Source organism: Aquiflexum sp. TKW24L (genome assembly GCF_023502205.1).
Lineage (GTDB): Bacteria > Bacteroidota > Bacteroidia > Cytophagales > Cyclobacteriaceae > Cognataquiflexum.
Genome location: NZ_JAMFLG010000024.1, coordinates 23565 through 35914, shown reverse-complemented (window position 1 = coordinate 35914; position 12350 = coordinate 23565). Strand labels below are relative to the sequence as shown.

The window sequence follows — 12350 nt, the reverse complement described above, 5'->3', positions numbered from 1 at the left end:
TGCGCCGTAATTTGAGTCCTATGCCTGCCAAACCCAATATTTCTTTTGAAAACCTTGAAGTGGCTTTTGCCTCCAAGTCAAATGCTGATTTGAAAAAAATGTACCTCATTTTTGCGACAGTCAACAACAATCTTGCAGTCAGCGTAGGTACCAAACTTGCAAACTGGTCTTTTGCCCTTGGCCTGCCTATCAAGGGAATCATGAAAAAAACCATGTTTGGGCATTTTTGCGGTGGAGAAAATATCCATGACTGTCAGCATGCTGTAGACAACCTTGCCAAATACCATATCCACACCATCCTCGATTATTCTGTAGAAGGGGAAGGAGATGAAATCAGTTATAATGCCACCAAAAACGAGATTTTAAGAACAATTGAACGGTCTGCAGGCGACGAGAATATGCCATTTGCAGTATTTAAGGTAACGGGATTAGGGGATTTGGCAATTATGACAAAAATCCAAGAAGGAAAATCCTTGGAAGAAACTGAAAAAACCTCTTTTGAAAACCTGCGAAAAAGGATCGATGAGCTTTGCAGGGCTGCCTACGAGGCGAATACAAAAATATTGATAGATGCAGAAGAGTCTTGGTTTCAAGATGTAATCGATGAAATGGCCTATGAAGCGATGGAAAAATACAACAAGCAATCCTGCATTGTGTACAATACTTATCAAATGTACCGCCATGACACGCTTGAAAGACTAAAAAAAGCCAATGATGTCGCTATGGAGAAAGGATATCTTCATGGTGCCAAATTGGTGCGTGGTGCATATATGGAAAAAGAAAGAGACCGTGCCGCAGAGAAAGGATATCCCAGTCCCATTCAGCCTACCAAAGAATCTTCTGACCGGGACTATAATGCCGCGCTTGAATTTTGCGTAGAAAACATAAAAACCATGGGATTGGTATCAGGCTCCCACAATGAAATAAGCAACTTGCTTTTGACCGAACTGATTTCAAAATATGGGATCAATCCATCAAATGAAAGTATTTACTTTGCACAGCTTTACGGTATGAGTGACAATATTTCATATAACCTAGCCAAAGCAGGTTACAATGTGGTGAAGTATGTTCCTTATGGTCCCGTAGAGAAGGTAATGCCTTATCTTTCCCGAAGGGCTGAAGAAAACACTTCAGTGGCTGGCCAAAGCAGTAGGGAATTTGATTTGGTCAAAAGGGAGATTGCAAGGAGAAAAGCGGCTAGGAAAAAGAGTTAATTGGTTATTGGTTATTAATATTTGAACTGAATAAATTAAGAAATGCAGTTATTAAACGAACAGGAATTAGAAAGAAGAAAAGACCGGGAGGAATTGATGAAATTGGGTATCAACCCTTATCCTGCTGAATCATTCTTTGTCAACGTGACCGCGGATGATATCCATAAAAACTACGAAAACAGAAAGACAGATTATAAAGATATTTCCATCGCCGGCAGGTTGATGACCAAAAGAATCATGGGTTCAGCGTCCTTTGCCGAAATCCAGGATTCAACAGGAAGGCTCCAAATCTACCTCAGACGGGACGACCTATGTCCGGATGAAGACAAAACTTTCTACAATACTGTATTCAAAAAGCTTTTGGGGATCGGTGATTTCATCGGACTTAAAGGATATATTTTCACTACCCAAACAGGTGAAATCTCCCTTCATGTCACTGACCTGAAGATCCTATCTAAATCTATCAAGCCACTTCCTGTCGTGAAAAGAGACGAAGAGGGGAATATTTATGACGGATTTACCGATCCTGAAATGCGATATAGACAGAGGTATGTGGATCTGACTGTCAATCCTGATGTGAAGGATGTATTTGTGACAAGGTCCAAGATCATCACCAATATGCGCCGGTATTTTGATGACCACGGATGGCTTGAGGTAGAAACCCCCATCCTGCAACAGGTTCATGGCGGTGCCGCGGCACGTCCTTTCAATACCCATCATAACACCTTGGACATGCCTCTATTCCTGAGAATCGCCAATGAACTATATTTAAAAAGGTTGATTGTAGGCGGATTTGAAGGTGTTTATGAGATTGGGAAAATGTTCAGAAACGAAGGAATGGACCGAACCCATAATCCTGAGTTTACCGGTATGGAAATCTATGTGGCCTACAAAGATTATATCTGGATGATGGAAATGGTCGAGGACCTCATCGAAAAAATTACCTTTTCCGTCCATGGTAAAACTATGCTGAAGGTAGCAGATAAGGAAATTCACTTTGCCGGACCATATAGAAGATTGACGATGTTTGATTCCATCAAAGAATATGCAGGAATTGATGTCAGTGAAATGAATGAAGTCGGGTTGAGGAAAGTATGCGCTGACCTTGGCATTCAAGTGGACAACAGTATGGGCAAAGGGAAGCTGATCGACGAAATATTTGGTGAAAAAGTAGAAGCTAATCTAATCCAACCGACATACATCACAGACTATCCTGTAGAAATGACTCCTTTGGCGAAAAACCACAGGTCAAAAGAAGGATTGGTAGAACGTTTTGAGCTTTTTGTAAATGGGAAAGAAATCGCCAATGCCTATTCTGAATTAAATGATCCGATTGTACAGAGGGAAAGATTTGAAGATCAATTGAAATTGGCTGCACGAGGTGATGATGAGGCGATGGCTATGGATGAGGATTTTCTTCGAGCTTTAGAATATGGCATGCCTCCCACTTCCGGACTTGGAATCGGAATAGATAGGCTCACCATGTTGCTCACCAATAAAACTACCATTCAGGAAGTTCTATTCTTTCCTCAAATGAGACCTGAAAAGAAAATGAATATAGCCTCCGATGAGGATTTCATGGGATTGGGCATTCCCGCAGGACTGATCCCGGTGATACGGGATATGAATATTCAGACTATTGAACAATTAAAAGAAATGGATCCAAACAAGCTCTTCAACGATGTCTGTGGCAGACGAAAGAAGTTGAAACTTGAGGTTCCTAATCCTAGCAAGGAAGAGGTGGAGAAATGGGTTTCATGATTTGTTGAAGTGAAATATAAAGAAAATAAAATCCGGATAAACAGTCCGGATTTTTTTTTATACAGGCATAATTTGGTCAACTAACAACATGTTTTGATAAAGAGGTCCAATTTTTATTTTCATAATTTATTTATCATTTTTTTGATTTATTTACAATGATTAAATATTATTGTTAAATTATAATCAAATTTTTATACCATTCTCTAGCATCATGAATTTACGCCTCAACTCTGAATTTGGAACATTGAAAGCCGTGCTTATGCATAGGCCGGGAAAGGAAATTGACAGGCTAACACCTTATAACAAGGAATTGCTTCTGTTTGAGGATGTTCCTTATTTGGAGGCAATGCAAAAGGAGCATGATTTTTTTACCGATCTCATCAAGCAAACTACCGGTGCTCAGGTTTATAGGCTTCATGAGCTTTTGATTCAAGTTCTTTCTAATCGTGAAATATTGGAGAAATTAATGCTTGACGCACTTGGTAAATCGGGCATGACACATCTTAAGGACCACATTCTTGATAGGTTATCCACAGCAGAATGTGCTACAGCTCTGACTGCCGGGATTAAGGTTCACGAGCTCAAGAGGAAAATTCCAAACCTGTCATCAGGAGAATTATTAGATTATGCTTTTGTAATACCACCAAGTCCCAATCTCTATTTTCAAAGAGATCCTATGGCAATTACCCCCGGAGGTATTATTTTTTCAAGCATGAAAAAAGAAGGTAGACAAAGGGAAGCAAATATTTTAAGGGCAATATTCGAAAACCATGTAGACTTCAAAGATCATGTTAACCGTCTTTACCCGATCAATGGTCACGACCTGCCACCAAGTATTGAGGGTGGAGATGTAATCGTTCTTTCAAAACATGCAGTTGCAATCGGTAATTCTGAGAGGACTGACGAGAAAGCCATTTACCATGTAGCCAAGGCATTATTAGCGGAAGGAAATGTAGAGAGAGTTTATGAAGTTCACCTTCCCAAAAAACGCCAATACATGCATTTGGATACGGTTTTTACTATACTTGATGAAAATCTTGTATTGACCTATCCTGATGCTCTAAATTCTGTTTTGCAGACTTCACTTTACACGTTGAAGGAAATCAAGGATGAAAAAATCAATATAAAAAGGCAAGTACTGAATGAATCACTCTTAACTGTTTTGGAAAAAGAGATCCCCCATCTTGAAATCCTTTCTACAGCCGATGGAAAGCCTGATTATTCAATGAGAGAGCAATGGTTTGATGGTGCAAATGTGTTTGCCATCGGCCCTAGAAGGGTTATTTCATACAATAGGAATATCCATACAAACCGTGCTTTGAGAAATATGGGAGTTGAAGTTTTGGAAATTCCTTCTTCTGAATTATCGCGGGGACTTGGAGGACCAAGATGCATGACCATGCCACTGAGCAGAGCGAAAATCTAATAGCCAGGTTTTATAATTTTTTAATACCAAATTGACTATTCTCTACAAAAACAAATCCCACATCCCCATAGGAATTGAACCAACAAACTCCAAATCGCCTGTAGATCGTAGCTTCATTAGAAAACCGTCTGATTGATTAAACGGCCGGATTGAAGATCTATAAGGGTTTTGATCATACATGTTATAATGACCGACTAACATCAAAACGCCATTGGTTTTAGGATTGTCTTTGATGGTCTGAAATACATCAGCCCACATCACAAGCTTATTACTTTCATTTTCATGGTTCAGCCTTCGGTCCAAAGCAATCTGTAATCCTAAATTCATGTTTTCAAAAGTCTGAACAGATCTACAAAACTCACTACTAATCGCACCGGCAATAGGGATTTTAAATTTTTTGATGACATCTCCAATCTTTTTGGCGTTGGCCTTTCCTACATCATTTAATTGCCTAGCAACACCAGGGTCACAGGATTTCCACCATTGCGCAACAGGTGAATCCACAATATCAACTCCCACAGATGCATTGGTATGTCTGAAAACTAATACATACCCCGAAAAATCGGTTGCCATTCCATTTATTGCTGTAACAGTTTTTATAGCTTCATCCTTATTTCTTGTTACATAGACAGGGATTGTTTCCCTTAAAGGAATACCATTTTCCCAAACGACATCAATCCAATATACACCTTGATTAAGTATTAAACTCGCTTTACCTGATTCTTCAATTGCGAAGGAATTTTTACTTGTATTTGGATAAAATTTGGCCGGATTATTTGTATCGATAGAAATGTTTACACCTGTTTCATTATAGCCTGCAAAGAATACACCTTTTGCAAAATCGGTCGATGTGATCTGATTAGCAGGAGGATTATCTTCACCACAAGAAAAAACGAAGAATAATGAGACTATTAGGCCAAAACTCAAAACTAAGGATTTCATATAAATTACTCAAAGAGATTTTAGATCAATAACATTTTTGGAAAAAGACATTCATTAATGTCCAACCGTGGTATAATTGCAAATAGCAATCTGTCTTGACTAAAGAGGTCAACTGATTTTGACAGAATTTATTTTAATAAATTATTTGTAAAAATAGCATTAAAAATAAATCTTTTTTAACCCAAACTTCATTTTTTAATACCTTAAACTCATTTTACTACATAATTTCTAAATTCATAATCAGCTCTTTTGAACTGAATCAGACCGGCATCATTAATCCTGTAGCTTTCTCTCGAAGCAGGAAATATAATTTTATGGTCACTCTTAAAATATATGTTTTTGACAAAGGAAATATGCTCTCCCGTCTTTACTTTATATCCTAATAAAACAGAAGTCACAGGATCGAAATAGTAAGACCAAATATCTACCTTGGGGTCTTTGGAATCTTCATCGATTACATTTATGGATAGAACCTCTTCACCTGTTGGAAGTATTTTTTGTCCCTCATAGGTCAATTGTTTATTACCGTCGAGCAAATCAAATGGTTTTGTTAGAACATAGTAAGCAGCATCCAAGACCTTTTTCTGCTGATTCAGAAAACCCTCATTCAAAATCTCATTCTCTCCCATATAATATCTTGTTTTTAATCCATCATAAACCAATTTATGTTTGACACTATCTTTTTCCCAAGTCATCTTGGTTTCAAAGAAAGGCTTTTGTCTAAATTCCAAAAATTGAATTAAATGACTTTCTATTTCTCCGTTTTCATCATAGAGCCAAGTTTCTTTTTCCAATGAAAAAGATGTTATGTCTTCCCAAGATTTGGATCCCCCATGAGATTCAATGGATTTTTCAATTATTTCAATGGCCTTATTCTCAGACCTGGTTTTACAGGAGGTTAAGGAATAAACAAATAGAAGAAATACGAAGGGGAAATATGACTTCATAAAAGGATTTAAAGAAATGAAATCCAAAGGTAATAAGTCAGACCTTGGTCAAAAATCATTTCGAAAAAAAAAACCTGGAGGACAACAAGTTCCCCCAGGTTTATCTAATACACTTTCAAATTAATATCCTGTTGATTTTTTAGGATCTAGTTCAGCATTTCTTCTGGCATTTAAGAATCCAGGATCTAATCTACTGGTTTTCAACTCTGTAATGGGAGCCGTGTCAATCTGTGCCACTCCTGCAAGTACAAAGTTATTTGCAACATTATAATATAAGGCAAAATCATTGGGGCCGAGTTCAATTACCGAGGCACAGGCAATCGTCACGTTTGTCATATCTCTCATAATAGGATGTGGTCTTAAAGAGGATGCCGGAATGATGGTGTATCCACAATCCACGGCATTACCGACATTTCTCATAAATGCACCCATATTGATTAAGAATTGATTTTCGACAGCCAAACCTACATTGGTATAGAATCCGTCCCACTCACCGATGAAAATTATCCTTCCACCTTCCTCAGCAAAAGCCTTCATGGCATTGATCTCATCAACAGAGAATTGAACTTTAGGGAGCCACAAGAATAGTATCTTTACATCTGATGGAATATTGGTGAGCGGGGTATTTGAGGAATTTATAAAATCAAGGTCAAATCCATAACTTCTAATCTCTTGGTGAAGTCTTGAATGGGAATCAGAAGTTTGACATGCCCGAGGATAACCTGAATTCCTTCCACAATCAAAAAGCACACGGGTACCATTTGCTCTTTCTCCAATGGTAGTGTAATTAATAAGGTTTCTTACAAGGAGAATATTATTGGGATTATTTAATGAAGTATTATCGATATGGTTGACGTCATTGAATACAACAACGTCTCTTCCAGGTCTAGGTGCTAAAGATTCCTGCACAAATAGATCAGCTGAACCTGTAACATCAAAAGATTTTGCACTGACTTTGGTCAAGCCAAATTTCTTACCCTTTGCCAAACCATTCTGGTCCACTGAGGCCACATCATCTTCTGAAACAAACCACTCAACTTTTAAATTTTCCAGCAATTCACCATAGAAATTATAAACTTTTGCTTCAAATTTCTGCTCACCACCGACTAAAATGGTAGCTTCCTTAGGAGTGATTTCAATCCTAGCAGGGCAAGTTTTATCCTCTAGTCTGTAAACGATCCTTAAGTTTTGATTCTCCACAAGCGGAATTATATTATTATCTAGTTTTTTTGTTTCCTTGGAAACAATAGCTACATCTACAAAACCTAAAACTTTTTCTCCGACCCTTACACGAACCCTATAGATTTTTCCTTTTGAAGCTTTAGATTTTGAGGTGTCCCAATTTGCAGAATAATGTTCTTCAGCAATATTGACACTGATTTTGTTACTTCCAGAGCCATCTCTAGTAAAAGATTCGAGGATGGTTTTGAATTCAAAATCATCACTTATTTCAACAATCGGTGAAAGATTAGGATTAAACTTTCCATTAAATTTCGGTTGTTTTCCGATTGTTTGTGACAAAAAGTAAAATTCGTCAACATTACCACCATTGGCGGCATCTGATATTCCGATTTTACCAAAATTTGAGGATAGAGACTGGGATAATAGTGAGATATCATTATTGATATCATCATCATTAAACATGCTTTCGGAACAAGACGCTGTTACGAACAAGACGGACAAAATCAGCCAAAATTGAATCTTCAAAGATTCAATTTTACTAAGACACACTCTCTTAAAATAAGTTTCCATTTTGATTAAATATTAAAGGTTTACAAAATTATTTGGATTAAAAAGACCAAGGTTTTACCTCTTGATAACCATGAAGTTATAGATTTCACACCAGAATTGAAGTGACAAAAAATTAGAAGCTAAGATTAATGTATAGAAACCTTATTTTTTTATACCATTAACCCATCTCAGTGTACAAAAAAAAAAATTAAAGACCCTATTTATATCGTTAATAATAATTTGATTACAATAATTTGCAGTATGAATTGATTTTTTAGCATTTTAATTTTATATATTGGAATTCCCAATTAAGAAAAAGAAAAATGGTATTTCTCAAGTATCAATAAATTCCCTTCTAATGAAGGAATGTTTCCCTCAGAAAGTGAAAAAAATTATGGAGAATTTGTACATCCCCTTGAATTCAAAAATAGCTCTTCCAATATTAAATGGCTTTGAAATTATTAATATAGATGATATTGTTAGGTGTGAAGCTGACAGGAATTATAGTAAAGTATTTTGCCTGAATTCAAATGATAAAATGCAATTGACAGAATTGATCGTATCAAGAATTTTAAAAGATATGTGTGAAATATTGGTAGATAATGGCTTTTTAAGAATTCATCATTCACACCTGATAAATCCAATATATATTAAAAAGGTGTTAAAATCTGAGGGAGGTATGGTTGAAATGGTGGATGGAACCAAAATTAGGATCACTCAAAATAAAGAGGTGGTATTGAATAAAATTTTTAAGCAAATAAGGAGGATTTAGTTTTGATGGATAGTTATGTGTTAAAGTAATATTTTTGATCCTTACTAGCAGCTTACAACACCATTAAATTGCTATATTTTTAAATACCTTAAATTTGATATTTTTCACTCAACAAGGATTTAAAGAATATCTCTTTTAATATAAAAATGAACAATAAAGAATATTCTATTACAAGTAAAATTGTATTTTCTTCAAAATTCTCACTAGAATAAGCATTGTAGGATAAAAATACCAATCCTGTCCAAACGAAAAATATTTTACTTTTGGTCAATAAGCTGACACCAAATGCAGGAATGATATACCACGGATGGACCACATTTTGAACCAAAAGATAAATAAGGTAGACATATACTATTCCAATACAAAAATCCTCATAATTATAAATCTTGACTTTTAAACTATACCATATTATTGCAATGAGGGCAATAATATTAAGTGTGGGTCCGACATACGCAATCGGATTATAATTAATAAAAAAACCTGAACACCATTTAATCAAATAATAAATTGATGCATTAAACTCAAAATTGCTTTGAAATAGTCTTATGCTTTGCCATAATTTTTGAAAGCCGTTAGAAAAAATCAAAGGAAATAAAGACAACGAAATAAATATTGCCGAAAAGATAAAAAACGACAGCATCTGGTCCTTCTTCCATTTAGATACCATAAACAGTCCTAGCATTAAAGGTGTCATCTTTATTCCTATAGCCCACGACCATCCAAGAGAAGATAATCCTGATTTATTTCTGATAAAAAAATAAATTGAAGTCAAAATTCCTGTCAAAACCAATCCTTCAAAATGAAGATTTCCCGTCAGTTCGAGAATGATAAGCGGGTTGAATGCATAAAACCAAACTTTTGAAATTGGTTGGTCCAATTGAATAAGAATCTTATACAATAAATACATATTCAAAAAGTCAAATGCAATTATGACCAATCTCAGAATTAGAATGTTAAAGACTAAACTTGGACCTCCAAGGGAAGATATGTAAAAGAAAAATTGGTGCAATGGTGGATAAACGGAAAAATAGTCATGGGAATTCATCTTGGAATATAGCAAGACCCAGTATGCATTTAATTCAGCACCTTTAGAATTCATGATTTCTGAAGGAGTCATCAAATAGGGATTTTGTCCACTGTTTAACAATTGCCCATCAAAAAAATACCTGTAGAAATCATCTGAAAGTGAGGGTACGGAAACAATCAAAATCATCCTCAATAAAATTGCAAACAACAATCCTCTCACAATTGAGAAATTCCTAAGTTTGAAATTCAAGCAAATCAAAAGATAGAGTATAAAGCAAAGCCCAAAAAGAATAAATGTAATCAAAAACTCTTGTCGTGGAATGCAATATCCCAAAAAGAAAAGGAATAAAGCATAACCTAATAACAGAAGATAAATTTTCAAAATAAGAAATTTTAATTGTCGCTTTTAGCAAATAGGAATACAAAAATGGGATTTTATGGGCTATGATCTTGGTTCATTAAGTAAAAATTTTTGAATTCTTCCTACGGCAAGATAATTCAAATCGAAACTCATTAGTAAAAAACTCAAAATAAGAATTAACTGAACTTTCAGAAATAGAGGAAAGGAAATCCACTTAGAATAACGGTGACATATAATTTTTAATCCTGATTGGCGTGATCATGCAATAAAATATGGCCAAGTATTTGCTAATTAGAATGTATTAATGAAATAGAGAAATTCTATTTGACATAAATAAACATAAGAAAGTTAAGAATTTGAATATTTGATAATCTATATATTTTAGATCTCATCTTCTTTTAATCTTAAAAATAGTTGAATTGAATATATTATTTTAATTCTACCAAGATGAGAATTCAAAATACAGACTTAAACTAATATCATATCAATACATATTTTTGCTTTTTGAATAATTTTTTTTGCATTTTGTTTTTATTTTAATTTTAAGCCTTTATATTTACATCATCATTACGCAAAACCGAAAAAAAGGTAATGTTTATTTAATAAGGTTATTTTTGGGATTGAAATACAATTTTATGTATATTTGATGCCATTCAAAAAGCCTTAGATAACTTAACCACCATTTGGTTTATTACTTACATAGTAAAAAGCTTAAATATTCTACATTAAAATAATTTTTAAAGGCTATGACAAATCATCACAAATCAAACGTCCCTGTTCTTGTTTTCTGGGATGTGATTAGCTTAAGCATTGCATTCTTTGTTTCATTGTACTTTTACAGAATAAATGACCTCAACTTCCAAAGGATGGAGGTAGTATTTTTAATAGCATTGATTTCTCTTTGGCTGATCATTGGTTACTCGAACAAATTGTACGTTGATTGGACAGGGAGCAGCTTATTCAAATCTAGAATGAGCAAATATTTCAAAACATACTTCATTTTGGCAGGAATTATCGGGATTATGTATTTGATATTTTCCTTTCCAAAAGATGTTCGAAATTTATTAATTGCTGTTTTGGCGGGGATCCCATCTTTAGGTATAATTACCAATTCACTAGTAATTAGACTTTCAGCTCCTATAAAGGAGAGACGTGCCAAGATGAGTACAACATTAATTGCTGGATCAGGTCTATTGGCAAATAAAGTGGCAGGTTTTTTAGAGTCTAATTCCTATGCCAAATTTGCGGTCCAGGGTTTTATTGAATGTAGTCCGGAAGTTAATGCGACAGGTAAGAATGACAGAGTTGTTTCTACCTTAGAGGGATTAAAGGACTATTTGAAGGATAACTTTGCTGATGAAATAATAATTGCTTTGCCTTACAATGAGTTGGATAAAATAAAGTCAATTGTTGAAGTTGCGGATTATCATGGGACAAGAATAAGATTTGTTCCCGACTATCAAGGAATATTTGGAGAGAATTTTAAGACATACCAGTTTGGTGATCTTCAGTTGGTAAATATCCGTCAACTTCCTTTGGACAATTGGTTTCCAAACTTATTGAAAAATGTTTTTGACATTATATTTGCATCAGCTGTACTTTTATTTCTTTCGCCAATCTTTATTCTAATTGGTATAGTAATCAAGCTTAACTCCCCAGGACCTGTTTTTTACACGCCAATAAGGACGGGTAAAGGAGGTAAGCCATTCAAAGTATATAAATTCCGGTCCATGAGCAACAATGATAGTATTTTGGGCGGTATTCAATCTACCGTAAAGGATGATCCAAGAATAACTAAAGTGGGTAAATTTTTAAGAAAATATAGTCTTGATGAATTACCGCAATTTATCAATGTTTTGACAGGAGAGATGAGTGTCGTAGGTCCACGTCCTCACAGGGTTTTTCTCAATCAGTTAATGCAGGAAACCGAGGATAAATACATGGTAAGGCATTATTACAAGCCAGGAATCACCGGATGGGCCCAAGTAAATGGATGGAGAGGTCCATTGGATACTGAAGAACAAAAAAAGCAAAGAACCTCCCATGATCTTGAATATCTAAAAAAATGGTCACTTTGGTTTGACGTCAAAATAATATGGTTGACCATTTTTGGAAAGAAGACACATGAGGAGGCTTTCTAAGCTCTAAATCTTTCTATAAAAAAATCAAA

The 12350-nt window shown here is 35.1% G+C and carries 9 protein-coding genes; 5 read left to right on the top strand and 4 right to left on the bottom strand.

The features are described from left to right. Nucleotides 1-20: 20 nt before the first annotated feature. The 3 genes from M3O96_RS15205 to M3O96_RS15195 all read left to right on the top strand — a co-directional run bounded on the left by M3O96_RS15205 (nt 21) and on the right by M3O96_RS15195 (nt 4401). A complete protein-coding gene (locus tag M3O96_RS15205; protein ID WP_249721935.1) occupies nt 21-1214 on the top strand; it encodes a proline dehydrogenase family protein in 1194 nt (397 codons plus the stop codon). 42 nt (nt 1215-1256) lie between these two features. After that, nucleotides 1257-2975, top strand: a complete 1719-nt coding sequence (lysS, locus tag M3O96_RS15200; RefSeq protein WP_249721934.1) for a lysine--tRNA ligase — start codon at nt 1257-1259, stop codon at nt 2973-2975. A gap of 211 nt (nt 2976-3186) precedes the next feature. Continuing rightward, nucleotides 3187-4401 carry an arginine deiminase gene (locus M3O96_RS15195; protein ID WP_249721933.1) on the top strand — a complete coding sequence of 405 codons (1215 nt, stop codon included), beginning with the start codon at nt 3187-3189 and terminating at the stop codon, nt 4399-4401. Between the two features lie 42 nt (nt 4402-4443). Here the strand turns inward: M3O96_RS15195 and M3O96_RS15190 are convergent, their stop codons facing one another. From M3O96_RS15190 to M3O96_RS15180, 3 genes are all read right to left on the bottom strand, one after another. Beyond that, a complete protein-coding gene (locus M3O96_RS15190) occupies nt 4444-5343 on the bottom strand; it encodes a histidine phosphatase family protein (protein ID WP_249721931.1) in 900 nt (299 codons plus the stop codon). Between the two features lie 209 nt (nt 5344-5552). Further along, the gene (locus M3O96_RS15185; RefSeq protein WP_249721930.1) at nt 5553-6290 is read right to left on the bottom strand and encodes a DUF6503 family protein; all 738 of its coding nucleotides are present in this window, start codon (nt 6288-6290) and stop codon (nt 5553-5555) included. A gap of 120 nt (nt 6291-6410) precedes the next feature. Further along, nucleotides 6411-7997, bottom strand: a complete 1587-nt coding sequence (locus M3O96_RS15180) for an Ig-like domain-containing protein (protein WP_249721929.1) — start codon at nt 7995-7997, stop codon at nt 6411-6413. A 319-nt stretch (nt 7998-8316) separates the two neighbouring features. Between M3O96_RS15180 and M3O96_RS15175 the strand changes: the two genes are divergently transcribed. Further along, nucleotides 8317-8793 (top strand): LytR/AlgR family response regulator transcription factor, encoded by a 477-nt coding sequence (locus M3O96_RS15175; RefSeq protein ID WP_249721928.1) that lies wholly within the window; start codon nt 8317-8319, stop codon nt 8791-8793. Nucleotides 8794-8881: 88 nt separating this feature from the next. On the opposite strand, the gene M3O96_RS15170 is transcribed toward M3O96_RS15175, so the two are convergent. Next, a complete protein-coding gene (locus M3O96_RS15170) occupies nt 8882-10006 on the bottom strand; it encodes an MptA/MptB family glycosyltransferase (protein WP_502798918.1) in 1125 nt (374 codons plus the stop codon). A gap of 920 nt (nt 10007-10926) precedes the next feature. Here M3O96_RS15170 and M3O96_RS15165 point away from each other — a divergent pair. Beyond that, on the top strand, nt 10927-12321 hold the full coding sequence (locus M3O96_RS15165; RefSeq protein WP_249721926.1) for an exopolysaccharide biosynthesis polyprenyl glycosylphosphotransferase: 1395 nt from the start codon (nt 10927-10929) through the stop codon (nt 12319-12321). The last annotated feature ends 29 nt before the right edge of the window (nt 12322-12350 follow it).

What these genes read in the sequence shown, in the direction of transcription:
- M3O96_RS15185 (WP_249721930.1), bottom strand. Translation starts at nt 6,290, where the DNA reads ATGAAGTCATATTTCCCCTTCGTATTTCTTCTATTTGTTTATTCCTTA.
- M3O96_RS15165 (WP_249721926.1), top strand. Translation starts at nt 10,927, where the DNA reads ATGACAAATCATCACAAATCAAACGTCCCTGTTCTTGTTTTCTGGGAT.
- M3O96_RS15195 (WP_249721933.1), top strand. Translation starts at nt 3,187, where the DNA reads ATGAATTTACGCCTCAACTCTGAATTTGGAACATTGAAAGCCGTGCTT.
- lysS (WP_249721934.1), top strand. Translation starts at nt 1,257, where the DNA reads ATGCAGTTATTAAACGAACAGGAATTAGAAAGAAGAAAAGACCGGGAG.
- M3O96_RS15190 (WP_249721931.1), bottom strand. Translation starts at nt 5,343, where the DNA reads ATGAAATCCTTAGTTTTGAGTTTTGGCCTAATAGTCTCATTATTCTTC.
- M3O96_RS15205 (WP_249721935.1), top strand. Translation starts at nt 21, where the DNA reads ATGCCTGCCAAACCCAATATTTCTTTTGAAAACCTTGAAGTGGCTTTT.
- M3O96_RS15170 (WP_502798918.1), bottom strand. Translation starts at nt 10,006, where the DNA reads ATGATTTTGATTGTTTCCGTACCCTCACTTTCAGATGATTTCTACAGG.